This window comes from Methylobacterium sp. J-048 (assembly GCF_022829515.1).
Taxonomy (GTDB): Bacteria; Pseudomonadota; Alphaproteobacteria; order Rhizobiales; family Beijerinckiaceae; genus Methylobacterium.
The window spans coordinates 29,149-54,119 of record NZ_JAKSYL010000284.1 but is presented as its reverse complement, the minus strand read 5'-3'; the positions used below and the strand labels follow the sequence as shown (position 1 = coordinate 54,119).

Genomic DNA, 24,971 nt, shown 5'->3' with positions numbered 1-24,971 from the left:
CGGCCCCTCCTTGCCGGCCTGATCGGGTGGGTGACCGGCGAGGCGTGCCCGGCCTGGACTCGCGAGCCCCGGCGCGGGCAACCTAGCAGGGGTCCATCATGCTGCGGTCGCCGATACGTCCCCAGCACACAGGAATCGCGCGGTGTCCCGCGCCATCGCTCACGTATGCGCGAAGATGTCGGTCTCCGGCCAGCCGTCGAGGTCGAGGCGGGCGCGGGTGGGCAGGAAGGCGAAGCAGGCGGCGGCGAGATCGGTGCGGCCCTCCCGGGCCAGCAAGGCGTCGAGCCGCTCCCGGGCGGCGTGGAGATGGAGCACGTCGGAGGCCGCATAATCCTGTTGGGCCTGCGTCAGGGTCTCGGCGCCCCAGTCGGAGGATTGCTGCTGCTTGGACAGGTCGACGCCGACGAGCTCGCGGACCACGTCCTTGAGCCCGTGGCGATCGGTGTAGGTGCGAGCGAGCTTCGAGGCGATCTTGGTGCAGTAGACCGGTCCCGGCATCACCCCGAACGCCTTGAACAGCACCGCCACGTCGAACCGGGCGAAGTGAAAGATCTTGAGCACGTCGGGATCGGCCAGGACGCGCTTGAGCACGACCGGCTCCGGGCCGTCCTGGGGAATCTGGACCACGTCGGCCGTCCCGTCGCCGGTGGAAATTTGTACAACGCAGAGCCGGTCCCGGTGCGGATTGAGCCCGAGCGTCTCGGTGTCGATGGCTACTGCCCGGCCCGAATCGTAATCGGCGGGCAGGTCGCCACGGTGGAGGCGTACGATCGGGCTCGGCATGTTTTTCGGACCTTGAGGGTGTCGGGCCGGTACCATTGGTGCCAAGACCCGGCAAGCGATGGACGGAGACGCGAGACCATGACGGCAGCCGAGGTGATCGCGACGCTGGGGCTGAAGCCCCATCCGGAGGGCGGCCATTACCGCGAGACCTTTCGCGACCCGCGCATGGTCGACGGCCGCTCGGTCGGCACCGCGATCTATTTTTTGCTCGACATCGGCGAGGCCTCGGCCTGGCACCGGGTCGACGCCGCCGAGATCTGGCACTGGCATGCCGGCGCGCCGCTGGTGATCACCACCAGCCCGAACGGCCACGACGCCACCGCCCAGCATCTCGGGCCAGACCTCGCCGCCGGGCAGCGCCCGCAATGCGTGGTCCCGGCCGGCCATTGGCAGACCGCCACCAGCCTCGGCGCCTGGACGCTGGTCGGCTGCACGGTCTCGCCGGGCTTCGACTTCGCGGGCTTCGAGATGGCGCCCCCGGATTGGCGGCCGACGCCGCGGCGGTGATTCCCGCGGCGCCCGTTCGATCAGGTGGGTGCCGGGATCGGCGACAGGACGGGCTTGCCCGCGAAGAAGGCGGTGAGATTGCCGAGGACTTGATCGATCGCCGCGGCCATCGCTTCCGGCGAGCGCCCGGCGATGTGCGGCGTGAGCACGACATTGGACAGGTCCCGCAACGCGGGCGGTACGTCGGGCTCACCCTCGACCACATCGAGGGCGGCGCCCGCGAGCCGGCCGGTGCTCAAGGCCTCCACCAGGGCTGCGGTATCCACGACGGTTCCGCGCCCGACATTGACGAGGAAGCCCTCCGGCCCGAGCGCCGCGAGGGCCGCGCGGCCGACGCTGTGGCGGGTCGCAGCGCCGCCAGGCAGGGCCACGAACAAAAAATCCGCCCAGGCGCAGAGATCCTCGACGCTCGGCATGTAGGTCCATGCCACGTCCGGCACGGCACGGCGGTTGTGGTAGCGGATCTCCATATCGAAGCCGGCGCACCGTTTGGCGATGCGTCGCCCAATCCCGCCGAGACCCAGGATCCCGACGCGCTTGCCATAAGCGCTCGGTCGCGCGGTCCCGCCCTCGCGCCACCGTCCGGCGCGCACGGCCGCATCGAAGCGCGGCACGTCGCGCAGCGCCGCCAGGAGCAGGGCGAGGGCGTGGTCCGCCACGCAGTCCGCATTGACCCCGGGGCCATGCGTGATGACGATCCCGCCTGCCCGTGCCGCCTCGCAATCGACGCCTTCGTAGCCTGCGCCCTGTGCGCAGATGATCCCGAGGTTCGGCAGCGCCGCGATCAGGGAGGCCGGGATCGCCGTGGTGCCGTTCGTCACGACGGCCCGGATGCGGCCGCCGATCCGCTCAGCCAGCGCCGTGCGTGCCTCCGCGGTGACCGCCTGGTTGACGGTGCAAATCGCACTCAGCTGATCGAGCGCGGACGGCGCCAGATCGACCGCGAGAAGCACGTCCGGCCTCTCCGACCTTGACGGATCATCCATCAGCATATCTCTCCTACCGTGAATCCGGATCGACGCCCGATGCCGGATCAGACCGGCTTCGGCGCCGCTCGCGAGGCCCGTACCGCTGTCAGCGCGCCGGCCACGATCAGCAGGCAGGCGAGTGCAAGCGCCGGACCGGGGCTGGCATAGCCGGTCGCCACCAGGATCAGCGTCGACAGCACCGGCGCCGCATAGGCGGTGACGCCGAGCAGGCGGACATCGCCGCGCTTGCAGCCGATATCCCAGAGATAGAAGGCGCCCCCGACCGGCCCGATCCCGAGGAGGAGCACCGCGCCCCATTGGGTGGCGTCCGCGGGCCAGACCGTCGTCTCGAAGCCGAGGTGGCAGGCCAGGCTCAGGGCCGCCGTGACCAGGCAGAACCCCGCGACCGCATCGGTCGGCACCTGGCCGACCCGGGCCGACAGCACGGAGTATCCCGCCCACACGAACGCCGCCGCCAGGGAGGCCGCGTAGCCGGGGAGCGCGCCCGCGGTGAAACCGAGCTCGCCCCGGCCGACGAACAGGGCAGCGACGCCGGCGAGCCCCAGAGCCGCCCCAGCGAGATGCCCGGCGCGCAACCCGCCCGAGCCCGGCAGACGGGCGGAGAACAGGACGATCAGCAGCGGCCAGAGGTAGCTGATCAGCCCGGCCTCGGCCGGCGGCGCCAGGCGCAGGGCGCTGAAATACAGGGCGTGGTAGCCGAACAGGCCTCCGACCCCGAGCAGCCAGACCGGCCAGGGCTGGAGCAGGGCCCGAGCCCGAGCCGGCCGGGCGATCCAGGTGAGGCAGCCGCACAGGCCGCCGACCCCGAACGTCATCGCCGCAAGCTGGAACGGCGGCACCGTCCCGGAGGCCGCGGTGAACAAGGCCAGCAGCGACCACAGCAGGATCGCTCCGAACCCCGCCAGGGTGGCTGCCGAGCGTGTGGTGGCCCGGCTGGAAAATGTGGCTGTCCCGCTCATGGATCGCCGCTAGCACGCGGGCGGTTGAGTCGGCGAGAGCGGGTCACGCCCCTGTCATCGTCGCCCTCTACCGGCGGCTCGAAGTGGGAGTTCTGTCGATGCGCGCGATCCTGGCCGTCCTTGGGCTGCTGCTGGCGGGAGGGCCGGCGCTCGCCGGCGAGGGCGTGCAGCTCGGGCCGCGGCCGTTCTACCTCGTCGATCAGCTGAAGCCCGGGCCGCTGAAGGAGCACCTGTCCGCCTGCGGAATCGACAGGCCCTACACCCCGAGAACCTTCTCGATCTCGCACCGGGGCGCGCCGCTGATGTTCCCGGAACATACACGGGAGGGGCTGCTCGCCGCCTACCGGATGGGTGCCGGGATCATCGAGTGCGACGTCGCCTTCACCAAGGACCGCCAGCTGGTCTGCCGGCACAGCCAGTGCGACCTGCACACGACCACCGACATCCTGGCCCGGCCGAACCTCGCGGCCAAGTGCACGAAGGGGTTCGAGCCGGCCGACCCGGCGACCGGCCGCAAGGCCTCGGCCACGTGCTGCACCAGCGACCTGACGTTGGCCGAGTTCAAGTCGCTCAACGGCAAGATGGACGCGGCCGACCCGGATGCAACCACAGTCGCCGCCTACATGAACGCGACGCCGCATTGGCGCACCGACCTCTACGCCACCACCGGCACGCTGATGTCCCACAAGGAATACATCGCCCTGGTGAAGGGGATGGGGCGCAAGTTCACCCCCGAGCTGAAGGCGCCCCAGGTCCCGATGCCGTTCGAGGGTAGCTACACCCAGGACCAATACGCCCAGCAGCTGATCGACGAGTACAAGCAGGCCGGGATCCCGGCGTCATACGTCTATCCGCAGAGCTTCCAGCTGCGGGATATCCTGTACTGGCTGGAGAAGGACCCGGATTTCGGCCGCCAGGCGATCTTCCTCGACGACCGCGACGAGACCACCAAGGGGTTCGACCCGGAGAAGCCCGAGACCTGGAAGCCCGGCATGGCGGAACTCGCCGCCAAGGGCGTCAAGATCCTGGCGCCGCCTCTGTGGATGCTGGTCCGTCCGGGGGCCGACGGTGCGATCGAGCCGTCGACCTATGCAAGGGAGGCGAAGAAGGCCGGGCTCGGGCTGATCGCCTGGTCGCTGGAGCGCTCGGGGCCGCTGAAAGAGGGCGGCGGATACTACTACCAGTCGATCAAACCGGTGGTGACCGGGGATGGCGACATCCTGCGGTTGCTGGATGTGCTGCACGACCAGGTCGGGGTGCTCGGCGTGTTCTCGGACTGGCCGGCGACCACGACCTTCCACGCGAATTGCGTCGGCGCGCCGTAGCTCAATCGGCCCAGAGGGCGACGAGGGAGAACAGGCCGGCCATCAGAACATTGACCAGGAGGATGCTGGCGAGGATCAGGGCGAGGGTCATGGCGGGCTCGGGGGCGTGAATTCGACGACGATGATGGGGGCGTGACCGACGAGCCTTCGAAGAATTGGGCCGGTCGTGCCGGAGTCCCTTCGCGGAGCCCGCGAAGGGAAGCGGGTCAGTGCGGCGACAGCAGCCACACCATGTCGAACAGCTCGCCGAACTTCAGCGGCCGCCAACCGAGGTGGCGCTGGACCAGTGCGTAGCTCAGGCTCAGCAGGGACGCGCATCCGAGAACGGCCAGGGCGAACAACCCGAAGTCGCCGGTGATGAGTCCGGTCGCGGCGCCGACCAGGGCGGTGGCGATAAAGATGAGCCGGCTCGGATTGCGCGGGCCGTGGGTGACGACATCGGACATGGGGGTCTCTCCGGATCGGGATCAGCGGGCGCGGCAGTTCGGGCCGAACCAGGTCATGGTCCGGCGGTCCATGCCGCCGTCGGATGCGGCGCCGCAGACGGGGAAGCGGGTGTCGCCGCTGCGCTGCAAGCTCATCTGCTTGTCGAGATCCTGCTGCGCCTCCCGGCGGCGGGTCTGCTCGGCGAAGTGGGACTGCCAGTACAGGTCCCGGTTGGCCTGGGTGAGCGCGCGCTGCTGATGGAGATCCATCATGCACTGGGCGAAGGCGTCGGTGCCGGGCTCGAAGCCGAACTCGTAGCACTGGCCGCCATCCCTGGCGTGCCGCTCCTGCGGGGTGACGCAGGCCGCGAGGCCGAGCGCACAGGCTGCGGCGAGACCGAGCTTGGCGAGCGTCGAGACGCCACGCGCGTTGCCGGTCCGGTCAGCGACAAGAGTTTCACCGACACAGCGCGTGGTGAATGTGGTGTTCATCGTGTTGGGGCCTTCGTTTGTGCCGGCGCGAACAACCATGTCCGGCTGAAACGAGACCTATCCGGGACGGCTCAAATTGTTCGTGTGTCGGAACACGTGTGCGATTTCGCGCGTCCGCACCCGCAATGCACAGATCCACATGCGGACTTGATGAATCCGCGGCGTAGAAACGGATTCGTCAGGATAGCCCGGCCTGCGACGTCTTCGCCGATCGAAACCCTTCGTTGGCCGGATGGCGTGCAGAGGTTTTGCGAGCGACGGGGAGCGGTCTGGGATCGCGTGCTGCCCTGGGTTGCTTCGCTGCGCTCGCAATGACGGCGCGGGGCACGACGGCCTCAGACAAAATACCAATCCCGGTCATTCCCATCCTCAATCTCATCCTGACGTGGCGTAGCGGAGCGGAGCCCTCGAAGGAGCCCTCCAGCCAGCCGCGCGATGCCTGCAGGGCTCCTTCGAGGCTGCTGCGCAGCACCTGAGGATGAGGGGAGAGATCAGGATCTCCGTCGATCAGAACCGTCCTTCGACTGCGATCGCGCCGTCAAACAGCCTCTAAGATCCGTCTGACAGGCCCCCCGATCGAAGCGGCGTCCGGCGCCAGTCACAAAAAACGCCGCGCAGCCCGGCAGGGCAACGCGGCGTCGGTGATAAGCTTGGCGCCCCGGCGGAACAGGGCACACCCTGTCACACCCGAAAAAAATCACACGAAGTGCTGGCCGCCGTTCACGGTGAGCGTCGAGCCGTTGATGAAGCCCGCCTCGTCGCTCGCCAGGTATTCCACCGCGTGGGCGATCTCCTCCGACTTGCCGAGGCGGCCGGTGGGGATCGTCGCGATGATCTTGTTGCGGATGTCCTCGGCCACCGCCATCACCATGTCGGTGGCGATGTAGCCCGGCGCGATCACGTTGACCGTGATGCCCTTGGAGGCGCTTTCCTGCGCGAGCGCCTTGGCGAAGCCGATCACGCCGGCCTTGGCGGCCGAGTAGTTGGTCTGGCCGGCCTGGCCCTTCTGGCCGTTGATCGACGAGATGATGATGATCCGGCCGAAGCCGCGGCTGCGCATGCCCTCGATCACCGGCCGGGTGCAGGTGAACACCGAGTCCAGGTTGGTCTTGATGACCGCCTGCCACTTGGCGAAATCCATCTTGTGGAAAGCGCCGTCGCGGGTGATGCCGGCATTGTTGACCAGCACCTCGACCGGGCCGAGCTCCGCCTCGACCGACTTGATGCCGGCCTGGCAGCTCTCGTAATCGCCGACGTCGAACTTGAAGACCGGGATCCCGGTCTCGTTCTTGAAGGCCTGGGCCGCTTCGTCGTTGCCGGCGTAATTGGCCGCCACCTTGTAGCCCTTGGCCTGCAAGCCCTTCGAGATCGCGGCACCGATGCCGCGCGTGCCGCCCGTGACGAGCGCGACGCGTCCTTGAGCCATTGTTGTTTCCTCCTGTTCGCATCACCTGATGCCGCGTGCGGATGGCGTCCGCACGCGATTTTTTCTCAGTTCGGTCTCAAGTCTATATTGGTGGAGAACCTGGCGTTACAAAACGATCAGGGCCGCTCGAGGCACATCGCGACGCCCATGCCGCCGCCGATGCACAGGGTGGCGAGGCCCTTCTTGGCGTCGCGCCGCTTCATCTCGTGCAGCAGGGTGACCAGCACGCGGGCACCGGAGGCCCCGATCGGGTGGCCGATGGCGATGGCGCCGCCATTGACGTTCACCTTCGCATCGTCCCAGCCCATGTCCTTGTTCACCGCCAGCGCCTGAGCCGCGAAGGCCTCGTTGGCCTCGATCAGGTCGAGGTCGGAGGGCTTCCAGCCGGCTTTCTCCAGGGCCTTGCGGGAGGCCGGGATCGGGCCCGTGCCCATCACCTTCGGATCGACGCCGGCGGTCGCCCAGGACTTGATCTTGGCGAGCGTGGTCAGCCCGCGCCGCTCGGCCTCGGAGGCCGACATCAGCACCAAAGCCGCGGCGCCGTCGTTCAGGCCGGACGCGTTGGCGGCCGTCACCGTGCCCTCCTTGGAGAAGGCCGGCTTCAGCTTGGCCATCGCCTCGATGGTGGCGCCGTCGCGGATGTACTCGTCGGTGTCGACGATGGTGTCGCCCTTCTTGCCGGGGATCGTCACCGGGACGATCTCGTCCTTGAAGCGGCCTTCCTTGCGGGCGGCCTCGGCCTTGTTCTGCGAGCGGGTGGCGAACTGGTCCTGCTCCTCGCGGGTGAGCTGGAAGGCCTGGGCGACGTTCTCGGCGGTCTGGCCCATGTGGTAGCCGTTGAAGGCGTCCCAGAGCCCGTCCTTGATCATCGTGTCGACGAGCTTGATGTCGCCCATCTTCTGGCCGCCGCGCAGGTACTGGGCGTGGGGCGAGAGCGACATCGATTCCTGGCCGCCGGCCACGATCACGGTGGCGTCGCCGTTGGCGATCTGCTGCATGCCGATGGCGACGGTGCGCAGGCCCGAGCCGCAAACCTGGTTGAGGCCCCAGGCGGTGGCCTTCTCGGGGATGCCGGCCTTGATCGCGGCCTGGCGGGCCGGGTTCTGCCCGGCGCCCGCGGTGAGCACCTGGCCGAAGATCACCTCGTCCACGTCATCCGGGGACACGTTGGCCCGCTCCAGGGCGGCCTTGATCGCGGTGGCACCGAGGTCGTGGGCCGGAACCGCCCCGAAGGCGCCCCCGAACGAGCCGACCGCCGTGCGCGCCGCCCCGACGATGACGATCTCTTCGCTGCCTGCCATGTGAACGTTCTCCTCTCACGAGCCGGCGCGCCTCCCTCGATCCGGGCGCGCTCTAAAGCCTGTCCCGCGATGAAGGGCCTGAGGTCGGCGAAGTCAAGGATCGACGTTCCTGCCTGAAAACGGCCCGATGACGCGGCGGAGAGACTGAAATGGCCTGTGCGCAGGCCGGCACCCGGCATTATTCTGCGTTGAAGAGGCGCAGTTTGCTGTTTTCTGCGCCCGTGTAAGGCTTTAAGGATCGTGCTGCGGGCGCGAAGACGATCCCCGCCGGGCCGCATCGCGTGTGCCTGAGACGCCCCTTGAGTCCCGAGTCCAGAAAGGCCGTTCCCGATGGCGGATACCGTCAAGGCCACCCAGACCGTCATCAAGAAATACGCGAACCGACGGCTCTATCACACCGGCACCTCGACCTACGTGACGCTGGAGGACCTCGCCACGATGGTCCAGAACGGCGAGGATTTCGTCGTCTACGACGCGCGCGCGGGCGACGACATCACCCGGTCGGTGCTGACGCAGATCATCTTCGAGCAGGAGAACAAGGCCGGCGCCGAGAACCTGCTGCCGGTGGCGTTCCTGCGCCAGCTGATCCGCTTCTACGGCGACAGCATGCGCACCATGGTGCCGAGCTTCCTGGAATTCTCGATGGCGAACTTCGCCAAGGACCAGGACGGCCTGCGCGAGAAATTCGCCCACAGCTTCGGGCCGGCGGCGTTCCAGAACGCGATCGAGCAATCGGTGCGCACCAACATGACCTTCTTCGGCGATGCCATGAAGATGTTCACCGGCTTCGCGCCGCCCGCCGGCGGGACGCAGCCCCCTGCCCCGCCGGCCGCCCCGGCCTCCTATGCCGGCGGCGAACTCGACGATCTCAAGCGGCAGATGCTGGAGATGCAGCAGCGGCTCGAGGACCTCGCCAAAAAGTGACATTGGCTGTGCCAAAACCAATCATCACCGGCGCTTCTAAGCGTTTTCGATAAGTTGACGAACCCTTAACGGCGGTCCCACGTTTGCAACACGGGCACGGCAACGTGCGGAGGGTGTCGCGATGGCGCGGATTGGGACTGTCGGCCGGACCGGTGCAACCTGGAGCAGGCCCGCGCGGCAAGCGGGCGCTGTTACGGGCCAGGTCGGGTCCGTCGAGGAGATCCCGCCGGTCCGGGCGCTGGTGGTGCTGGATGGCGGACGGCGCGAGGCGCGCGCGACGATCGTGGCGACGGACCGATTCGAGGGAGGCCGCGCCTCGGCGGGCTTCGTCGCGCAACTGCTGATCGCCAGCGATCCGACCCTCAGGCCGTCGCGGCTGGAACGGACCCGGGCGGCTGCGGCGCGCTACGCGGAGACCGCGCGCCGGCTGGCCTGATGGTTTTTGGCGGCCTGTGCCGTCATTGCGAGCGCAGCGAAGCAACCCAGGGATCCGCCACGTCCGCAGAGCGCGCGCTGCCCTAGGTTGCTTCGCTGCGCTGGCAATGACGGTAAGCGGGATGCGGGCCTGAACGCACATCCCATTCCCTCCCCTCATCCTGAGGTGACCGCATCAGCAGGCCTCGAAAGAGGGGTCCAGGGATCTCTACGGCGTCTGGAAAGATCCTTCGAGGCGCCCGCTTCGCGCGCGCACCTCAGGACGAGGCCGAGACCGGGATGTCCCAGGTCCCGAACCGACTCCGAAGCTTACGCCTCGGCGGACTTCACCTTCAGCACCTGGCGGCCGCGATACATGCCGGTCTTCAGGTCGATATGGTGGGGACGGCGCAGCTCGCCCGAATCCTTGTCCTCGACATAGGTCGGCGCCTTGAGGGCGTCGGCCGAGCGGCGCATGCCGCGGCGGGAGGGGGAGGTCTTGCGCTTCGGAACGGCCATGGCAAAAATCCTTCGTGATGCCGCGGGCAAAGCGGCGCGCGGGCGGCTCCTCGATCGAGGATCGCCTCGCACACCGCGGGATACGGATGAGGGCGCGCTTATAGCGTCGGCGCCCGCCCGTGGCTAGAGGTGCGGCGACACAACCGTTAAGCCCGGGTTCAAGTCGCCGGACCCACATCGGGTGAGACGGCGCCGCGCAGCGGGCCGACCCCTCGGGAGAAACGCCATGGCTTCCTCCAAAAAGACCTTCGCCATCCTCGCCCTGCTGTCGAGCCTCGCGGCGGCGCCCGCCTGGGCGCAGGCGCCCCAGACCTCGAGCCCCGCGACCCCCACCGCGCCCGCCAGGCCGACCGCCCCGAGCGCGCCGGTGGCCGGGCCGCCGAACGCCGCCAAGGGCGCCCTGATCGACCTCAACAGCGCCAGCGCCGCCGAGCTCGACGCCCTGCCGGGCATCGGTGCCGCCCGCGCCGCTGCGATCATCAAGGGCCGGCCCTATCGCGGCAAGGACGACCTCGTGGCCAAGAAGATCATCCCGCAGGGTGTCTACGACGGCATCAAGGACAAGATCATCGCCAAGCAGAAGTAATTTTTTCGGGCGCGGCGGCCCGCAACGGCCCCCTCTCCCGCACGGGTGAGGGGACCCGCGCCAGATTCGGAACCGCGGCAGCGCAGATCGTTTCCGCCTGCTGCGAAAGGTCTTGCATTGCCTACTCGGCGATCGCCCCCTGGGGCACGGAGAAGCCCGGGGGCGCCTTCTCGGCCGGCTTGGCGGCGGGGCGCTTGGCCGGGGCCTTCTTCTTGGCCTGGGGTTTCGGCGCCGCCTTGACGGCGGGGAGATCCTCGCAGACGCGGAAGGCGAGTTGCGCCAGGGTCGCCCCCTCCTCGGTGACGATGGCGATCGGATCCGGCAGGGTCGGCAGGGCCGGCTGCCAATGGATCGGGCCGCCCAGCATCGCCTCGATGGCGGCCGGGGCGGTGCCGCGCCGCAGGGTCGAGAAATCCGGCCCGTACGCCGTGGCGACCTTGCCGGCGATCACGACTTGCAGGACCTCGTTCACCTCCGGGGTGAGCGGCCGGAGCGGGTTCGTCGTCTTCACATGCCCGGCCCGGGTGACCACCATGGTGAACCCTTTGCCGCCCTCGTAGCGCGCCGCCCGGGCCCCGCAGGGCTGCTCGACCGGCGGCGCGGCGGCCGGATTGGGATCTGGCGCGGGCTCGGCCGGCGCGGGAGCGCCCTGGACCGCGGGCGGCGCGCCCGGGGACGGCGGAGCCGGTGCCGCGACCGCCGCTGGGGTGGCCAGGAGGGCGAGCGTCAGCATTGCCGCCGCGCCGGGAAGCCCAATCCTCATCGTCCGGAATCCGAGTTTGCGGAACGCGGCGGTTCGATCCGCTTCGTCCGCTCGGGGGCTGCGATCGGTTCCAGGTCGAACGTCTCCACATCCAGCAGGCGCGGGTCGAGCACCTCGGCGTCGCGGTCGATCAGGCTTGGGGACGGGCCGACCGGACCGATCAGCAGGTGCTCGTCCTCGGCGTCGAGTTCGGCGCCCATGCGCAGGGGCTCGCGTCGGCTGCGGGCCGACATGCCGATGACCGCGACTCCGGCCACGACACAGATCAGCACGGCCAGGATGATCAGCAGGCGCTCCATCAGGCGTGAAGCTCTAGACGCCCGCAGGAGTCCCGTCACCCCGTCATGCGTGGAACACGCCTTGCGTGTAGCGTTAAGACGCGCGCAGGCCGGAACCGGGATCGATCGATGCAGCATGAGCCGAGCCGCGAGCCCGAGGAACTGGAGAGCCACCTCCTCGGGCTGATCGAGAGCGCCCGGGAGCAGGCCCGGGAGGACCCGTTCCGCAACCCCGTCCTGGCCGTGACCCTGGCGATCACCCGCCGGTTCGACCGCAACGAGATCGCGGCGGGGGACCTAGACGGCCTGTTCGTGCGCCTGCGCGCCGCGGCCCTCGCGGCCCGGGCCGAGCGTCTGCGCGGCTATGTCGGGTTGGAGGCCGGCCCGGCCGACCCGCAGGCCGCGACCCCCGCGCGCCTCGTCGCCGCCGCGCCCGGGAGCGTCGAGGCGTTCGCGGCCTTCATTCACCGCACCGCCTTCGCGGTGGTGTTCACCGCCCACCCGACCTTCGGCATGCCGAAAGTCGTGGCGGGCCTGCTCGCCCAGGCCGCGAGCCTGCCGAACGCCGAGGCCCGGGCCGACCTGATCGCCCGCGCCGCCGCCCTCTCGACCCGGCCGGACGCGCCGATCACCCTGGATGCGGAGTTCGAGCAGGCCTGCGCGGCGGCCAATAACGGCCGGCTCGCGCTGGACGCGTTCAACGGCGCCCTGCTCGACGCCGCCCGCGCTCGCTGGCCGGATGGCTGGACCGCGCTGACGCCCCGCCCCTTCGCCATCGCCAGCTGGGTCGGCTGCGACACCGACGGGCGCACCGATATCGGCTGGTGGGACACCCTGCGCTACCGGCTGATCTCCAAGCGCATGCAGTTCGACCGGGTGATGCGCGACCTGCCCGACAGCCCCGCCTGCCGGGAGGTCCGGGGCCTCGCCGAGGGGGCGCTCGCCGCGGTCAACCGCCAGCTTGCGGTCGCGCCCCGGCTCGGCGACAAGCCGTCGCTCGAATCGGTCCACCGCTTCGCCCTGGCGCTGATCATCGAGCGCGAGCGCGCCCAGACCGATGCCGGCGCCCTGGTGGCCGGCCTCACCGCGGCGCTGGAGAAAGCCGACGAGTCCGACAAGCGGGCGATCGCGATCCTGCGCTCGGGCGTCGCCACACACGGCCTGTCGAACGCCCTGCCGCATTTCCGGCTGAACGCCAGCCAGATCCACAACGCCGTGCGCCGGGTGATCGACCTCGAAGGCGAACCCACCGACTCGGCCCAGCGCCGCTCGCATCTCGCGACCATCCACACGCTCCTGAACGACGTCCGCCCGGTGGCGGTGGATTTCGGCGCGCTCGCCGCCGAGCGAGCCTCGGCCGCCCGGCTGATGATGACCATCGCCCAGATCCTCAAGCATGTGGACGGCACCCATCCGGTGCGGTTCCTGATCGCCGAGACCGAGACCGGCTACACCCTGCTCGCCGCCCTGTGGCTCGCGCGCCATTACGGCATCGCCGACAAGCTCGAGATCACGCCCCTGTTCGAGACCGCGAGCGCCCTGGAGCAAGGCATCCGGGTGCTCGACGATGCGCTGCGCAACCCGCATTGGCGCCAGTACCTCAAGCGGATCGGCCGGCTGACCGTGCAGTTCGGCTACTCGGATTCGGGCCGCTATGTCGGCCAGCTCGCCGCGACCTTCTGGATCGAGCGGCTGCGCCTGCGCATCACCGAGATGCTGGTCCAGAACGGCCTGGCCGATGTCGAGCTCGCGATCTTCGACACCCACGGCGAATCGATCGGCCGCGGCGCCCACCCGACCTCGCTGCGCGACCGCCTCGCCTACCTGGCCCCCGAGGATGCCCGCGACCGCGCCCGCAAGGCCGGCCTCAAGGTGCGGCTCGAATCGAGCTTCCAGGGCACCGACGGCTACCTGCTCTACGGCACCGAGGCCCTGGCCCAGGCCAGCGTCGCCCGCATCGCCGAGCACGTCTACGCCCTCGACATCGCCGAGGACGACAGCTTTTCCGACTATGCCCTGAACGACGCCGCCGCGGGCGGCGACGTCAAGGACGACCCGATCTATTCGGAGCCGGACTTCGCCCTGGAATTCTTCACCGCCGCCCGGCAGGACATGGAGGCCCTGGTCGACGATGCCGGCTACGCCGCCTTGCTCGGCACCTTCGGCCCGAGCCTGATCGACCGCACCGGCTCCCGCCCGGTGGCGCGCCAGACCGACAATGGCGGCCCGGCCCGCGTCACCCATCCTCGCCAGATGCGGGCGATCCCCAACAACGCGATCCTGCACCAGCTCGGTTTTTTGGCGAACTCCCTCCACGGGATCGGCCGGGCCGCCCAGCGCGGCCCCGACCTGTTCCGCGACATGCGCCGGGATTCGGTCCGGTTCTCACGGGCGTTCCGGCTGGTCCAGCACGCGGCGGCGGCGGGCGATCTCGACGTGCTGCGCGCCTATATCGACACCCTCGACCCGGCGGTCTGGCTGGAGCGGGCCCGCCGCACCCAGAAAGATTTCCGCCGGGACGAGCTGGTGGTGATCGCCGGCGCCCTGGAGCGCCTCGACCTCGCTGCTTCGCTGCGCGGCCTGTTCGGCCGCCTGACCCGCGACTGGCTGGCGCTCACCACCGCGGCCCCGGACCTGCCCGGCATGTCGGCCCGGCTGACCCTGCTGCACGCCCTGCGGCTCGCGCTGATCCACCGGATCTGGTTCCTGGCGGTGCACATTCCGGGCTTCCGCCCGCAGGCGGGCATCTCCCGCGAGCAGTTGCTGGAGCGCTTCCTGCGCCTCGACATCGACGGCTGCCTGAAGCTTCTCGACGAGATCTTCCCGGTCACCCCGGACCCGACGCTCGGCCTCAACTTCGGCGAGCCCGCCGGTCCCCGGGATGTCGGCACCTACGAGGCCGAGCACGCCAACCTGTTCCAGCCGATCCGCCGCCTGTTCGACCAGGTGCGCGAGATCTCGGGGATGATCCAGCACGAGGTCGGGGCGTTCGGGTAGGGGAATCTGGATCGGCGAGAGCCTACCGCCCGGGCTCGACGGACGCGTGTGGGGCCGGACAGTTCATCCATGCAGCGCGGGCGGTTGCAGCGTTTGGTCGAGACCTCGGGCCTTAGGTCCCAGAGGAGGCTGCTTTGGATGGCTATCCCGGACCCTGGCCGTTCGCCCCGAAGTGGTTGTTGCGTCTGCGATCCGATTTCTTCGTAGGGAGCCGGTGCACGACTTGTCCGGGAGGGCTCGTTCGTTCCGCTGACGAACGGGAAAGCGCACCCCCTTAGCTGTCAGGCCTCCGCGTCCAGGCCGACGATCAGGTGGTCCAGCTGCTCGAACTGCTCGCCCCACCCGCTGGTGCTTCCAGAGGCCAAGGCCTCGTCGAGCGCTTCCTTCGAGGGGTAGCGCTCCTGCACGACGACTTGTGTCGCGCCATCCTTTTCCTCGAAGGTCACCGTTGTAACGGCGCCATCCTCGCCGCCTTCGTCGTTGGTCCAGACCAGGCGGGCATGCGGGGTCACTTCGATGTATCGACCGAAGAACGCCATGGGCTGCTCCGAGGAAGGATGGCCCGTCACCAGCCGATACGTTCCGCCTGTGCGAATGTCGGCCTCGAATGAGATCAAGGAGAGGCCGAACGATTTGGGCGCCCACCATTGCTGGAACAGCTCGGGCTTGGTCCATGCTTCAAACACGAGGCAAGCCGGACCATCGATGGTTCGCGTGACGACAAGTTCCTTATCCGATGCCCGCTCCACCGTCGTACGGGCCTTCCCAGCGGCGGGATCACTCCGTTGACCTGCGTCCATCGAACGTCTCCCTCTGCTTCAGTTCCTCGACGACCTGATCCAACGCGTCGAAACGCGAAGACCAAAGCCGGCGGTATTCTTCGATCCAGGCCGTCTCTTCCGCGAGCATGCTGCGGCCTAGCTTGCAGGTGCGCACGCGTCCGACCTTCTGCGTCGTGACCAGCCCCGCCCGCTCCAAGACGCCGACGTGCTTTTTCATGCCTGTCAGGGTCATGCAGAATGCGTCTGCAAGCTCCGTGATCGAAGCATCGGCACGCCCAAGCTGCTCCAGAACGCCCCGACGCGTCGCGTCCGATAGAGCGGCGAAAGAGGCATCGAGGTGCGCTGCCAAAAACTGAACCATTGTGTTCAGTTTATAGCGGGCCGATCGGCATCCTGCAATGTCCTGTAATCGGACAAGCGGATACGTCGGAAGCAGACCTTCCTAGCGTCGCTGAAGAGTCGAAAGCAGTCCTCAACAAACCCGCCCGGCAGCGCCCAGCGCGCCCCTCACACCGCCTCCACCCGCAGCACCGTCCCGGCAAGCCCGGCCACCCGCACCCGCGCCCCGGCCGGCAGGTCCGGTCCTTCGATCCGCCACAGGGTATCGTCGAAGCGGATGCGGCCGGTGCCCTGGACGATCGGCTCGGCGAGCACGCCCTCGCGGCCGATCAGGCCGCGGTCGGCGCGGTTAAGGATCGGCGTGTGAGCGCCGGCGCGGCGGTGCAGGCGGGTGGCGATCCCGACCAGGGCGACGGCGAGGCCGGCGAACAGCAGGGTCTGGCCCTGCCACGGCATCGGGATCAGCGCGGCGGCGAGGCCGGTCGCCAGCGCCGCGAGGCCGAACCAGATCAGGAACACCCCCGGCGCGACGATCTCGGCGCCGGCCAGGACCAAGCCGGCGATCACCCAGCTCCAGGCCGGCCCGAGGGCCGCCAGGATCGCCAGCGGATCGGCCATGGCTCAGGTCCGCGGCGCGACGTTGGGCGGCGTGCCCGCGCGCCGGGGCGGGCTCGCCTCGCCGAACACCGCGCGGGTGAGCTCGCCGATGCCGCCCAGGGTGCCGGCCAACGCCGCCGCCTCGATCGGCACCACCACGACGCGCTGGTTCGGCGCGGTGGCGAGCGCCCGCACCGCGTCGACGTATTTCTCCGCCACCAAAAAATTGGCAGCCGCGATGTCCCCCTCGGCGATCGCCCGGCTGAGCATCCCGGTCGCCGCCGCCTCGGCCTCGGCGGAGCGCTCGCGGGCCTCGGCATCGCGGAACGCGGCCTCGCGGCGGCCTTCCGCCTCCAGGATCGCCGATTGCTTGCGCCCCTCCGCCCGCAGGATGTCGGCGGCCCGCTGGCCCTCCGCCTCCAGGATCGAGGCGCGCTTCTCGCGCTCGGCCTTCATCTGCCGGGCCATGGCGCCGGCGAGGTCGGCCGGGGGCACGATGTCCTTGATCTCGATGCGGTTCATCTTCACGCCCCAGGGCGAGGCCGCCGCATCCATCACCCGCAGCAGGCGCTCGTTGATCTCGTCCCGGTGGGCGAGGAGCTGGTCGAGGTCCATCGAGCCGACCACGGTGCGGATGTTGGTCATGGTCAGGGTGGTCATGGCGAGGTCGAGGTTCGAGACCTCGTAGGAGGCCCGCGCCGCATCGAGCACCTGGTAGAACACCACCGCGTCGATGGTCACGCCGGCATTGTCGCGGGTGAAGGCCTGCTGGCTCGGGACGTCGACCACCTGCTCCATCACGTTGACCCGCCGGCCGATGCGCTCGACGAACGGGATGATCAGGCCGAGGCCGGATTCCAGAGTGCGGGCGTAGCGGCCGAACCGCTCGACCGTGTAGACGTAGCCCTGCGGGATCATCTTCACGCCGGCCGCCAACGTGACCACCGCCAGCGCCGCGGCGCCGACCGCGAACGTGCTCAGACCGATCGTGAGATCCATCGCCGCCAAGCCTCGTCCCCTTGCCCGCCGCGCGACGGGCGGCTCAGATGCCAGCGTACCAGCTGAATCCGAGGCCCGCGACCATGCTGCCGCGGCCGTGGCCGATGCCGTCGACCCGGTCCACAGCCTCGATGCTGGCGAGGTATTTCAAGGACTTGTAGCCGAGCTGGCGCTCCACCCGCAGGCGCAAAGGCGCACCGTGGGCCACCGGCAGGTCGGAGCCATTCATGCCGTAGGCCAGGATCGTCTGGGGGTGCAGGGCATCGAACAGGTCGTAGCTGTCCCACCAGCCGTCGACGGTGCGGATCACCACGTAGCGCGCCTCCGGGCGCATCCCGGCGGCGGCGAGCACCTGGGACAGCGGCACGCCCGTCCACTGGCCGATCGCCGACCAGCCCTGCTCGCAGGAATGAAGCGTGATCTGCGTGCGCGCCGGCATCGCCTTCAGCTCGGCGAGCGAGAACGCCCCCGGCCGCTCGACGAGGCCCGTGACCGGCAGGCGCCAGTCCGAGAAGCCCAGGGCCTTCGAGCGGCGATAGGCCGGGTCGTCCGGGTCGGTGGTGTTGATCGTCGGGAACAAAGCCGAGATCGCCTCGGGCCCGAATTCCCGGGCGAGCGGCTGGCGCGCCAGCAAAAACCGCTGCCCCGCGAAGGTCAGCCAGTCGCTCAGGCCGTAGGGGTTGGGGCGCAGCTGCGGCGCGCCGGGATCGCAGCCGCCGACGAGGCCGGCCGCGCCGAATCCGGCGGTCCCGAGGATCAGGCGGCGACGGGTCAGCGCGCTCATCGGGTCTCCTCCGGGTTGCCGGTGCGCCCGACGGTCATGCCGCGCATCAGGTCCACCGGCCGGTTGGCCAGCACCTGCCAGATGTGAATGGCCAGGAACGCGACCATCCCGAAGGCCGACAGGAAGTGGATCGTCCGGGCCGATTGCCGGCCGCCGAACAGGGTGAACAGCTCCGGCCAGGCCGCGGTGACGCCGGGCGACAGGGTCAGGCCGGTGAGCAGCATCAGCGGCGCCAGCAGCAGGAGGACGACCAGATAGGCGATCTTCTGGAGCGCGTTGTAGCGGCCGTTGGGCGGCGCGCCGCCGCGCAGGCGCAGATGCGCCCGAACCTCGCCCAGAAGCGCCCGCGGCCGGATCTCGGCCGGCTCCGGCAGCAGGCGCCGGCGCAGGTGCCCGCGCAGCAGGGCGAGACCCAGATAGGCGGCGCCGTTGAGGACAAAAATCCAGGCGGCCAGGAAATGAAGGTTGCGCGCCCAGCCGGTCTGCTCGAGATCGACCGGCAGCGGCAGGGTGATCCAGGCCGGCGCGTCGTTGGCCCCGGTCTCGCCCCAGAACAGCTTCGGCAGGGCCAGCAGGATCGCGGTGCCGCTGACCATCAGCGCCAGGGTCGCGGCCGCGCCGGTCCAGTGGGTCAGGCGCACCCAGGCCGGATGGCGCACCCGGCTGAATGGCCGACCTGTCGTCTCGATCATCATCGGTTCAGACCGCGGCCCTTATGAGGGTAGGAACGCGCTGCGTCCGTCGTCGCTCCCGGCCTCGATGACGCAACGCTTGATGAAGAAAAGATGGGCATGATACCCGCCACGCTCGCTGCGGACGAAATTCCTCTCGCTCCGCTGCGGCCGGCAAAGATCCCCACACAACCGGATTCGGTGCACGCGTGAAGATCGCTGTCCTGGCACATCTGAAGTACCCGATCGGCCAGCCCTATGCCGGCGGTCTGGAGATGCATACCCATCTCCTCACCGTGGCGTTGAAGCGGCACGGGCACGATGTGACCCTGTTCGCGAGCTGCGGCTCGGACCCGGCACTCGATCCGGTGATGCTGTGCGACCCGACCGGCGACGCCCTGGCGGATCCCGAGCGCGAGGAGGCGATCGACGCAGCCGAGTACGACGCCTACCGGCGGATGATGGAGATGGTCGCGGCCGGCGGCTTCGACCTCGTGCACAACAATTCCCTACACGCCCTGCCCCTGCAGCTGAGCGCCCGGCTCGGCCTGCCCTGGGTCACGGTGCTGCACACGCCGCCCTTCGACGCCCTGGTCTCGGGCGTGGAGGTGGCCGATCCCGACATGGCCTTCCTGGCGGTGTCGCCGTCGCTCGCGCAGGAATGGCAATCCCTCGTGCCGGGCGCCCAAGTGGTCGATAACGGCGTCGACCTCTCGACCTTCGCGTATTCCGACGCGCCCGACGATCCGCCCTTCGTGTTCTGGTCCGGCCGGATCGTGCCCGAGAAGGGGCTCCACCTCGCCATCGACGCCGCCCGCGCGGCCGGCTTGCCGCTGCGATTTGCCGGGCCGAAGCTCAATCCCGGCTACTGGGCGGCCGAGATCGCCCCGCGGCTCGGGCCGGACCTGACCCATCTCGGGCACCTCTCGCACCGGGACCTCGCGCACCATATCGGCCGCGCCCGGGTGGCGATCGTCTCGCCACGCTGGGAGGAGCCGTTCGGCCTCGTGGTCGCCGAGGCTTTGGCCTGCGGCACGCCGGTGGCCGCCTTCCGCCGGGGCGCGATGCCCGACATCCTCGACGCGCATTGCGGCCGCCTGGCGCGGCCGGACGATTCGCACGACCTGTCGGTGGCGATCCGCGAGGCGGCCGGCCTGTCGCGCCGCGCCTGCCGCGACCGGGCCGAGGCGCTCTATGACGCCGCCGCCATGACCGAGCGCTATCTCGAGACCTACGATGCCGTGATGGCGCGCTGCGCCGAGCGGGCACGGCCGACGCTGCGGGTAGCCGGGGGGCGGGCGTAAACGAAAGCAGTGCGGACCGCTCTCCCGGCAGGGCGAGTGGCTTTACACCTTTCGGGACAAGGCGCGGGCCCCCTCTCCCGTGCGGGAGAGGTCTGCTCTCGCAGAGAGCCGGGTGAGGGATGCGACCGCTCCGGAGAAACCTGATCCCTCACCCCAACCCTCTCCCGCACGGGAGAGGGGGTACGTTGTGGCCTGAACGAAGCGTTGTGCAGGCATCATACCGCCTACGGAAGCTTAGGGATGCGCCCGGCCTGCGAACGTGCCCCCCTCGTATCTGCGGGGACCGCACCTTTGCGAAACAGGGAAATGCGCCGCGTCTTGCGTTCGCGACGATGAGGTTGGGAAAACCGCTATGCCCCTCGCAACCGCCGCCCCGATCGCCCGGCCTTGCGTCGTCTGCATCCCCGCGCGCAACGAGGAAGAGCGGCTGCCGATCCTGCTCGCCACGCTGGCCCGGCAGAACGGCTTCTCGGCCGAGGCGCCGCTGCGGGTGGTGGTGATCGCCAACAACTGCACCGACCGCACGGTCGCGGCGATCCGCGCCCAGGAGGAATCGGGCGCGCTCGCGGCCCTGAGACTGCGGGTGATCGAGGCGGCGCTGGAGGGCGCGCAGGCCCATGTCGGCACCGCCCGGCGCATGGCCCTCGAAGCCGGTGCCGACTGGCTCGACGCCGAGACCGGCCCGGACGGGATCCTGCTCACCACCGACGCCGATGCGCGCGTGCCGGCCGACTGGGTCGCGGCGAACCTGGCGGCTTTGCGCGGCGCGGACGTGGTCGGCGGCCGCCTGGTGATCGACGCGGACGGCGCCGCCGATCCGCGGCTCGCCGACCTGCACGCGCGGATCGAGCGCTACTGGGCCGGGGTCCGGCGCCTGGAGGATATCCTCGATCCGCCGCCGCACGACCCGGCCCCGCGCCACGGCGACCATACCGGTGCGAGCCTCGCCGTTCCGGTGGCGCTCTACCGCGCGGTCGGCGGGCTGCCGCCCCTGCCCTGCGGGGAAGACAACGCCCTGGTCGGGCTGCTGCGCGCGGGGGGCGCCCGCCTGCGCCACTGCCCGGACGTGCGCGTGATGGTCTCGGCCCGCCACCAGGGCCGGGTCTCGGGCGGCATGGCCACCGAGATGGCGCGCCGCGCCCGGGTGCTGGCCGGCGAACCCTACCTCTTGCCCGAGGCGGCCCATTGGCAGGCTCTGGTCCTGCGCCGGGCTGCGCTGCGCCGGGCGTTCCCCCTCGCCGGGCCGGCCCGGTCCGAGGCCTGTGCCCGGCTCGGGCTCCGTGCCGACGAGTTGGCCGCCCTGGGCGATTGCCCCAACGACATCGCCTTCGTGGAGCGAGCCGACCGCCTCCTCGAATCGCGCTCACGGCCGGCCCGGGAATGCCCCCTCGACCGGGCGCTGGCCGACCTCGACGCCCTCGCTCTGTCCCTGCGGGAGGCCGCGTGACCCGCGGGATCGGCTGGTACGTCCACCACCAGGGCGCCGGCCATCTCCAGCGTGCCCGCGCGGTCGCGGCCGCCCTGCCCCGGCCGTGCACGCTGATCGGCACCCTGGCGGAGTTCGATACGAGCGGCCTCGACGTGCTCGACCTGCCGGACGACCGGCCCCTCGGCGGAGCGGCGTTCGACGGCCGGGACGGCGAGGCCGAGCGGCCGGAGGCGCTGCACTACGCGCCCCTGAACCATCCGGGCGTGCGCACCCGGATGGCGCGCATCGCCGAATGGGCCGCCCGGACGAATCCGGCGCTGATCGTCGTCGACGTCTCGGTGGAGATCGCGCTGCTGGCGCGGCTGCTGTCGGTCCCGACCCTGGTGGTGCGCCTCGCCGGTACCCGGACCGACCGGCCGCATTGTGAGGCCTTCCGCAGCGCCGCGCGCCTGCTCGCGCCCTTCCCCGAAGCCCTCGACGGTGCGGGCGTGCCGGACTGGATCCGCGCCAAGACGCATTATGCCGGCTTCCTGGGCGCCCCGGCGCAGGCGGCCGCGCAGGCCGGCGACGACATCCTGGTGGTGTTCGGCCGCGGCGGCGCGGGGGGCGACCTGGCCGAGCTGGCCGCGGCGGCCCGCGCCGTGCCGGAGCGGCCCTGGCATGTGCTCGGCCCCGTCTCGGGCGCCGGCGAAGTCCCGGAGAACCTGCACCTGCACGGCTGGGTCGACGACGTGGAGGCCCGCGTCGCCCGGGCGGCCCTGCTGGTCGGCGGCGGCGGCGACGGGCTGGTGGCCCTCGCCGCGGGCCAAGCCAAGCGGTTCGTCTGCCTGCCCGAGGAGCGGGCCTACGGCGAGCAGACCGAGAAGGCCGAGGCGTTGCGAAAGCTCGGCGCCGCCGTCGTGCATCCGGGCTGGCCCAGCACCGAGGCCTGGCCCGGGTTGGTGCGCGCCGGACTGGCCCTCGACCCAGCGGTGATCCGCAGCCTGCACCGGCCGAGCGCGGTCCAGGATTGCGCGGCGGCGATCGAAAACTTGATTCGGCAACGCGACCACGCCTGAGACGCACCGATCGGCAGTGTTCTTGTCTCCGATCAGATAGCTCGGTCGAACGTCCCACCCCGTCATCGCGAGCGCAGCGAAGCGACCCAGTGCAGCGCGCGCTCCCCGAACGTGGCGTTTCCCTGGGTTGCTTCGCTGCGCTCGCAATGACGGTGACGCACCTCCGATCGCGGGCCGTGCGCACCGGCCTTGACCCTCCACGTGGTGGAACCCGTAATCGAGTCGCCATGGGAGCGAAGACGTACACGATCGGTGATCTGGCGCGCCTCTCCGGGCAACCGGTGCGGCGGATCCGGTTCTACTCGGACAAGGGCCTGCTGCCGCCGACCCTGCGATCCGCGTCGAACTACCGGGTCTACACCGAGGCGGATGTGGCCAAGCCCGACCTGATCCACGCGCTGCGCGAGGCCGGGGTCGGGCTCGATACGATCGGGCGGTTGCTTGCGCGTCGGCCGATACCGCGAGCTTCTGGGCATCCTGGGCAAGGACTTTCCCATCGCCATCGACCGCACGGTCTGGCGCTGGCTGAACGGTGCCCTCAAGGCTCTTCAGCCCGTGCCCTGATCCTCACCGAACCCGCACGAAAAGGCGCCCGTCATCGAAGACGGACGCCGGCCGGTGTCTTCGCGATGGCGAAGATTGTCTTAAGAAATCAGGTCCAGCTTGGCGGCCTCGAGCCCGTTGGCGCGGATCGTGTCCGGCAGGGCCGAGAAGTCGCGATACCCGGCCTCGCGGGCCATGGCGTCGAGCGCCGTCTGCTCGTCGTCGGCCGCCCCCGTCCAGACCACGGCGCCGCTCTTCACCTGCTTGATCTGAAAGATGCTCATTGACCCCTCCCCGGCCGCACGAAGACCAGTGATCTAATAACGGCGTCTTGCGCAGTCGGTTGCAGGTCAATGGACGTAAACACCGACTCTTTCGGGTTACGGACGACCTGCGGCTCCCGGTCCTGGGACGGAACCCGACCGAGCCGCTATTCTGACGTGAACGCGCGTTCTCGCGCCATGAAAACGCCGATCTGCCCAGCGACGGAGAGGCACGACCACATTACAGAGCCGCCAGCGAGGCTTCCGTTTTGCCGACATGTTCCGGGCGCGCGTCCCACCTCTACCTCCTGTGCGGGCTCGCGCTCCTCGCTGCCACGCCCGCGCGCGCCGTCGAGACCGCCGCGGTTCCCGACGCCGCCGCCATCGCGCCGGCCGTCACGGTCGTCCCGGCCCAGCGCCGCGAGATCGTGGAGCGCGCCGTCGTCACCGGCACGCTGGTCCCCCGGGACGAGATCCTGGTCGCACCGGAGGTCGAGGGCCTGCGCATCACCGAATTGCTGGTCGAGGAGGGGGACCGCGTCACCAAGGGCCAGGTGCTCGCGCGCCTGTCCCAGGAGATGATCGTCACCCAGGAGGCCTCGAACGTCGCCGCGGTCGCCCGGGCCGAGGCGGCCATCGTCCAGGCCAAGAGCCAGATCGTCCAGGCCGAGGCCGCCAATGTCGAGGCCAAGCAGTCGCTGGAACGAGCCCAGTCGCTGGCCAAGACCGGCAACGCCACCGCGGCCGTGCTGGAGCAGCGCGTCTCGGCGGCGCAGGGGGCCGAGGGCCGCCTGGCCGCAGCCAAAGGCGGCCTGCAATCGGCCGAGGCCGACCTCGCCACCGCGCGGGCGGCCGGGTCCGAGATCGCCCTGCGCCGGGCCCGCACCGACATCCGCGCCCCGGAGGCCGGCATCGTCAACCGCCGCACCGCCCGGGTCGGCGCTTCCGTCACGTCCGCCGGGGAGCCGCTGTTCCGGCTGATCGCCCGCGGCGAGATCGAGCTGGAGGGCGAGGTGCCCGAGACCTCGCTCGCCCGCATCGCGGTCGGCGATCCGGCCAGCCTCGATCTCGACGACGGCCGCCAGCTGCGCGGCAAGGTCCGACGGGTCTATCCGGAGGTCGACCGGGCGACCCGGCTCGGCAAGGTCCGCATCCGCCTCACCGACGATCCGGCCCTGCGCATCGGCGCCTTCGCCCGCGGCACCGTCGAGGTGGCGCGCCGGGAGGGCATCGCGGTCCCGGTCTCCAGCCTGCTCTACGCGGCGGACGGCCAGGCCAGCGTGCTGGTGGCCAGGGACGGGCGCGTCGAGGCGCGCGCCGTCACCCCGGGCCTGTCGTCCGAGGGCTATACGGAACTCCAGTCGGGCGTCGCGGCCGGCGAGAGCGTCGTGGCGCGGGCGGGCAGCTTCCTGCGCGACGGCGACCGGGTGCGGGCGGTCTCCGCGCCGGGGGGCAGCACGCCCATGAGCGCCCCCGCCAGCCCGCCCATGGCCGACGCGGCCCCGCGGTAGGAC

The 24,971-nt window shown here is 70.2% G+C and carries 28 protein-coding genes and 1 pseudogene; 12 read left to right on the top strand and 17 right to left on the bottom strand.

The window, feature by feature from the left end; genetic code table 11:
- Window positions 1-159: 159 nt before the first annotated feature.
- Window positions 160-783, bottom strand: coding sequence for a ribonuclease D (locus tag MKL09_RS27790; protein WP_244025205.1), 624 nt, complete (start codon window positions 781-783; stop codon window positions 160-162).
- A gap of 78 nt (window positions 784-861) precedes the next feature.
- On the opposite strand from MKL09_RS27790, the gene MKL09_RS27785 reads away from it, so the two are divergent.
- On the top strand, window positions 862-1,290 hold the full coding sequence (locus tag MKL09_RS27785; protein WP_244025204.1) for a cupin domain-containing protein: 429 nt from the start codon (window positions 862-864) through the stop codon (window positions 1,288-1,290).
- Window positions 1,291-1,310: 20 nt separating this feature from the next.
- On the opposite strand, the gene MKL09_RS27780 is transcribed toward MKL09_RS27785, so the two are convergent.
- Together MKL09_RS27780 and MKL09_RS27775 are read right to left on the bottom strand one after the other, a co-directional pair.
- Complete coding sequence (locus MKL09_RS27780) at window positions 1,311-2,243, bottom strand: 2-hydroxyacid dehydrogenase (RefSeq protein ID WP_244025203.1); 933 nt, start codon at window positions 2,241-2,243, stop codon at window positions 1,311-1,313.
- Window positions 2,244-2,323: 80 nt separating this feature from the next.
- Window positions 2,324-3,238, bottom strand: coding sequence for a DMT family transporter (locus tag MKL09_RS27775; RefSeq protein ID WP_244025202.1), 915 nt, complete (start codon window positions 3,236-3,238; stop codon window positions 2,324-2,326).
- 98 nt (window positions 3,239-3,336) lie between these two features.
- Between MKL09_RS27775 and MKL09_RS27770 the strand changes: the two genes are divergently transcribed.
- Window positions 3,337-4,563, top strand: a complete 1,227-nt coding sequence (locus tag MKL09_RS27770) for a glycerophosphodiester phosphodiesterase family protein (protein WP_244025201.1) — start codon at window positions 3,337-3,339, stop codon at window positions 4,561-4,563.
- Window positions 4,564-4,769: 206 nt separating this feature from the next.
- On the opposite strand, the gene MKL09_RS27765 is transcribed toward MKL09_RS27770, so the two are convergent.
- The 4 genes from MKL09_RS27765 to MKL09_RS27750 all read right to left on the bottom strand — a co-directional run bounded on the left by MKL09_RS27765 (window position 4,770) and on the right by MKL09_RS27750 (window position 8,207).
- A complete protein-coding gene (locus MKL09_RS27765; protein WP_244025200.1) occupies window positions 4,770-5,009 on the bottom strand; it encodes a hypothetical protein in 240 nt (79 codons plus the stop codon).
- Window positions 5,010-5,030: 21 nt separating this feature from the next.
- Window positions 5,031-5,480, bottom strand: coding sequence for a hypothetical protein (locus MKL09_RS27760; RefSeq protein WP_244025199.1), 450 nt, complete (start codon window positions 5,478-5,480; stop codon window positions 5,031-5,033).
- Between the two features lie 697 nt (window positions 5,481-6,177).
- Window positions 6,178-6,906 (bottom strand): acetoacetyl-CoA reductase, encoded by a 729-nt coding sequence (phbB, locus tag MKL09_RS27755; protein ID WP_244025198.1) that lies wholly within the window; start codon window positions 6,904-6,906, stop codon window positions 6,178-6,180.
- 116 nt (window positions 6,907-7,022) lie between these two features.
- Complete coding sequence (locus tag MKL09_RS27750; protein WP_244025197.1) at window positions 7,023-8,207, bottom strand: acetyl-CoA C-acetyltransferase; 1,185 nt, start codon at window positions 8,205-8,207, stop codon at window positions 7,023-7,025.
- A gap of 330 nt (window positions 8,208-8,537) precedes the next feature.
- On the opposite strand from MKL09_RS27750, the gene phaR reads away from it, so the two are divergent.
- Together phaR and MKL09_RS27740 are read left to right on the top strand one after the other, a co-directional pair.
- Window positions 8,538-9,131 (top strand): polyhydroxyalkanoate synthesis repressor PhaR, encoded by a 594-nt coding sequence (gene phaR, locus MKL09_RS27745; RefSeq protein ID WP_244025196.1) that lies wholly within the window; start codon window positions 8,538-8,540, stop codon window positions 9,129-9,131.
- 121 nt (window positions 9,132-9,252) lie between these two features.
- A complete protein-coding gene (locus tag MKL09_RS27740; protein WP_244025195.1) occupies window positions 9,253-9,567 on the top strand; it encodes a hypothetical protein in 315 nt (104 codons plus the stop codon).
- 308 nt (window positions 9,568-9,875) lie between these two features.
- Here MKL09_RS27740 and rpmF read toward each other — a convergent pair whose 3' ends face one another.
- Window positions 9,876-10,064, bottom strand: coding sequence for a 50S ribosomal protein L32 (gene rpmF / locus MKL09_RS27735; RefSeq protein ID WP_003601373.1), 189 nt, complete (start codon window positions 10,062-10,064; stop codon window positions 9,876-9,878).
- Window positions 10,065-10,290: 226 nt separating this feature from the next.
- Between rpmF and MKL09_RS27730 the strand changes: the two genes are divergently transcribed.
- Window positions 10,291-10,650, top strand: coding sequence for a helix-hairpin-helix domain-containing protein (locus MKL09_RS27730; protein WP_244025194.1), 360 nt, complete (start codon window positions 10,291-10,293; stop codon window positions 10,648-10,650).
- A 121-nt stretch (window positions 10,651-10,771) separates the two neighbouring features.
- Here MKL09_RS27730 and MKL09_RS27725 read toward each other — a convergent pair whose 3' ends face one another.
- Entirely contained in the window at window positions 10,772-11,413 is a 642-nt protein-coding gene (locus MKL09_RS27725) for a hypothetical protein (protein ID WP_244025193.1), read from the bottom strand.
- On the bottom strand, window positions 11,410-11,712 hold the full coding sequence (locus MKL09_RS27720) for a hypothetical protein (RefSeq protein WP_244025192.1): 303 nt from the start codon (window positions 11,710-11,712) through the stop codon (window positions 11,410-11,412). The genes MKL09_RS27725 and MKL09_RS27720 overlap by 4 nt, the downstream gene beginning before the upstream one ends.
- A 108-nt stretch (window positions 11,713-11,820) precedes the next feature.
- Here MKL09_RS27720 and MKL09_RS27715 point away from each other — a divergent pair, with 108 nt between their 5' ends.
- On the top strand, window positions 11,821-14,688 hold the full coding sequence (locus tag MKL09_RS27715; RefSeq protein ID WP_244025191.1) for a phosphoenolpyruvate carboxylase: 2,868 nt from the start codon (window positions 11,821-11,823) through the stop codon (window positions 14,686-14,688).
- Between the two features lie 281 nt (window positions 14,689-14,969).
- On the opposite strand, the gene MKL09_RS27710 is transcribed toward MKL09_RS27715, so the two are convergent.
- The 6 genes from MKL09_RS27710 to MKL09_RS27685 form a co-directional block, all read right to left on the bottom strand.
- Window positions 14,970-15,488: an SRPBCC family protein gene (locus MKL09_RS27710; RefSeq protein ID WP_244025190.1), complete on the bottom strand. Its 519-nt coding sequence runs from the start codon at window positions 15,486-15,488 to the stop codon at window positions 14,970-14,972.
- On the bottom strand, window positions 15,466-15,831 hold the full coding sequence (locus MKL09_RS27705) for an ArsR/SmtB family transcription factor (protein ID WP_244025189.1): 366 nt from the start codon (window positions 15,829-15,831) through the stop codon (window positions 15,466-15,468). The genes MKL09_RS27710 and MKL09_RS27705 overlap by 23 nt, the downstream gene beginning before the upstream one ends.
- A 146-nt stretch (window positions 15,832-15,977) precedes the next feature.
- Window positions 15,978-16,427 (bottom strand): NfeD family protein, encoded by a 450-nt coding sequence (locus tag MKL09_RS27700; protein ID WP_244025188.1) that lies wholly within the window; start codon window positions 16,425-16,427, stop codon window positions 15,978-15,980.
- A gap of 3 nt (window positions 16,428-16,430) precedes the next feature.
- Entirely contained in the window at window positions 16,431-17,405 is a 975-nt protein-coding gene (locus tag MKL09_RS27695) for an SPFH domain-containing protein (protein WP_244025187.1), read from the bottom strand.
- A gap of 43 nt (window positions 17,406-17,448) precedes the next feature.
- On the bottom strand, window positions 17,449-18,189 hold the full coding sequence (locus tag MKL09_RS27690) for a molybdopterin-dependent oxidoreductase (RefSeq protein WP_244025186.1): 741 nt from the start codon (window positions 18,187-18,189) through the stop codon (window positions 17,449-17,451).
- Window positions 18,186-18,884: a cytochrome b/b6 domain-containing protein gene (locus tag MKL09_RS27685; protein WP_244025185.1), complete on the bottom strand. Its 699-nt coding sequence runs from the start codon at window positions 18,882-18,884 to the stop codon at window positions 18,186-18,188. The genes MKL09_RS27690 and MKL09_RS27685 overlap by 4 nt, the downstream gene beginning before the upstream one ends.
- Window positions 18,885-19,069: 185 nt before the next feature.
- On the opposite strand from MKL09_RS27685, the gene MKL09_RS27680 reads away from it, so the two are divergent.
- The 5 genes and pseudogenes from MKL09_RS27680 to MKL09_RS32135 all read left to right on the top strand — a co-directional run bounded on the left by MKL09_RS27680 (window position 19,070) and on the right by MKL09_RS32135 (window position 23,215).
- On the top strand, window positions 19,070-20,164 hold the full coding sequence (locus MKL09_RS27680; protein ID WP_244025184.1) for a glycosyltransferase family 4 protein: 1,095 nt from the start codon (window positions 19,070-19,072) through the stop codon (window positions 20,162-20,164).
- A 352-nt stretch (window positions 20,165-20,516) separates the two neighbouring features.
- On the top strand, window positions 20,517-21,611 hold the full coding sequence (locus tag MKL09_RS27675) for a glycosyltransferase (RefSeq protein ID WP_244025183.1): 1,095 nt from the start codon (window positions 20,517-20,519) through the stop codon (window positions 21,609-21,611).
- On the top strand, window positions 21,608-22,651 hold the full coding sequence (locus MKL09_RS27670) for a glycosyltransferase (RefSeq protein ID WP_244025182.1): 1,044 nt from the start codon (window positions 21,608-21,610) through the stop codon (window positions 22,649-22,651). Before MKL09_RS27675 ends, MKL09_RS27670 begins: the two co-directional genes overlap by 4 nt.
- A 146-nt stretch (window positions 22,652-22,797) precedes the next feature.
- Window positions 22,798-23,037 (top strand): annotated as a pseudogene (locus tag MKL09_RS27665) (MerR family DNA-binding transcriptional regulator); the annotation flags it as partial.
- A 55-nt stretch (window positions 23,038-23,092) separates the two neighbouring features.
- Entirely contained in the window at window positions 23,093-23,215 is a 123-nt protein-coding gene (locus MKL09_RS32135) for a hypothetical protein (RefSeq protein WP_279606155.1), read from the top strand.
- Between the two features lie 80 nt (window positions 23,216-23,295).
- On the opposite strand, the gene MKL09_RS27660 is transcribed toward MKL09_RS32135, so the two are convergent.
- Window positions 23,296-23,478, bottom strand: coding sequence for a hypothetical protein (locus MKL09_RS27660; RefSeq protein ID WP_058193970.1), 183 nt, complete (start codon window positions 23,476-23,478; stop codon window positions 23,296-23,298).
- Between the two features lie 248 nt (window positions 23,479-23,726).
- On the opposite strand from MKL09_RS27660, the gene MKL09_RS27655 reads away from it, so the two are divergent.
- Window positions 23,727-24,968, top strand: coding sequence for an efflux RND transporter periplasmic adaptor subunit (locus tag MKL09_RS27655; protein WP_244025181.1), 1,242 nt, complete (start codon window positions 23,727-23,729; stop codon window positions 24,966-24,968).
- Window positions 24,969-24,971: the final 3 nt, after the last annotated feature.

Excerpts from the sequence above, each read along its gene's own strand:
- MKL09_RS27790 (WP_244025205.1), bottom strand. The coding sequence starts at position 783 with ATGCCGAGCCCGATCGTACGCCTCCACCGTGGCGACCTGCCCGCCGAT.
- MKL09_RS27785 (WP_244025204.1), top strand. The coding sequence starts at position 862 with ATGACGGCAGCCGAGGTGATCGCGACGCTGGGGCTGAAGCCCCATCCG.
- MKL09_RS27775 (WP_244025202.1), bottom strand. The coding sequence starts at position 3,238 with ATGAGCGGGACAGCCACATTTTCCAGCCGGGCCACCACACGCTCGGCA.
- MKL09_RS27770 (WP_244025201.1), top strand. The coding sequence starts at position 3,337 with ATGCGCGCGATCCTGGCCGTCCTTGGGCTGCTGCTGGCGGGAGGGCCG.
- MKL09_RS27765 (WP_244025200.1), bottom strand. The coding sequence starts at position 5,009 with ATGTCCGATGTCGTCACCCACGGCCCGCGCAATCCGAGCCGGCTCATC.
- MKL09_RS27760 (WP_244025199.1), bottom strand. The coding sequence starts at position 5,480 with ATGAACACCACATTCACCACGCGCTGTGTCGGTGAAACTCTTGTCGCT.
- phbB (WP_244025198.1), bottom strand. The coding sequence starts at position 6,906 with ATGGCTCAAGGACGCGTCGCGCTCGTCACGGGCGGCACGCGCGGCATC.
- MKL09_RS27750 (WP_244025197.1), bottom strand. The coding sequence starts at position 8,207 with ATGGCAGGCAGCGAAGAGATCGTCATCGTCGGGGCGGCGCGCACGGCG.
- phaR (WP_244025196.1), top strand. The coding sequence starts at position 8,538 with ATGGCGGATACCGTCAAGGCCACCCAGACCGTCATCAAGAAATACGCG.
- MKL09_RS27740 (WP_244025195.1), top strand. The coding sequence starts at position 9,253 with ATGGCGCGGATTGGGACTGTCGGCCGGACCGGTGCAACCTGGAGCAGG.
- rpmF (WP_003601373.1), bottom strand. The coding sequence starts at position 10,064 with ATGGCCGTTCCGAAGCGCAAGACCTCCCCCTCCCGCCGCGGCATGCGC.
- MKL09_RS27730 (WP_244025194.1), top strand. The coding sequence starts at position 10,291 with ATGGCTTCCTCCAAAAAGACCTTCGCCATCCTCGCCCTGCTGTCGAGC.
- MKL09_RS27725 (WP_244025193.1), bottom strand. The coding sequence starts at position 11,413 with ATGAGGATTGGGCTTCCCGGCGCGGCGGCAATGCTGACGCTCGCCCTC.
- MKL09_RS27720 (WP_244025192.1), bottom strand. The coding sequence starts at position 11,712 with ATGGAGCGCCTGCTGATCATCCTGGCCGTGCTGATCTGTGTCGTGGCC.
- MKL09_RS27715 (WP_244025191.1), top strand. The coding sequence starts at position 11,821 with ATGCAGCATGAGCCGAGCCGCGAGCCCGAGGAACTGGAGAGCCACCTC.
- MKL09_RS27710 (WP_244025190.1), bottom strand. The coding sequence starts at position 15,488 with ATGGACGCAGGTCAACGGAGTGATCCCGCCGCTGGGAAGGCCCGTACG.
- MKL09_RS27705 (WP_244025189.1), bottom strand. The coding sequence starts at position 15,831 with ATGGTTCAGTTTTTGGCAGCGCACCTCGATGCCTCTTTCGCCGCTCTA.
- MKL09_RS27700 (WP_244025188.1), bottom strand. The coding sequence starts at position 16,427 with ATGGCCGATCCGCTGGCGATCCTGGCGGCCCTCGGGCCGGCCTGGAGC.
- MKL09_RS27695 (WP_244025187.1), bottom strand. The coding sequence starts at position 17,405 with ATGGATCTCACGATCGGTCTGAGCACGTTCGCGGTCGGCGCCGCGGCG.
- MKL09_RS27690 (WP_244025186.1), bottom strand. The coding sequence starts at position 18,189 with ATGAGCGCGCTGACCCGTCGCCGCCTGATCCTCGGGACCGCCGGATTC.
- MKL09_RS27685 (WP_244025185.1), bottom strand. The coding sequence starts at position 18,884 with ATGATGATCGAGACGACAGGTCGGCCATTCAGCCGGGTGCGCCATCCG.
- MKL09_RS27675 (WP_244025183.1), top strand. The coding sequence starts at position 20,517 with ATGCCCCTCGCAACCGCCGCCCCGATCGCCCGGCCTTGCGTCGTCTGC.
- MKL09_RS27660 (WP_058193970.1), bottom strand. The coding sequence starts at position 23,478 with ATGAGCATCTTTCAGATCAAGCAGGTGAAGAGCGGCGCCGTGGTCTGG.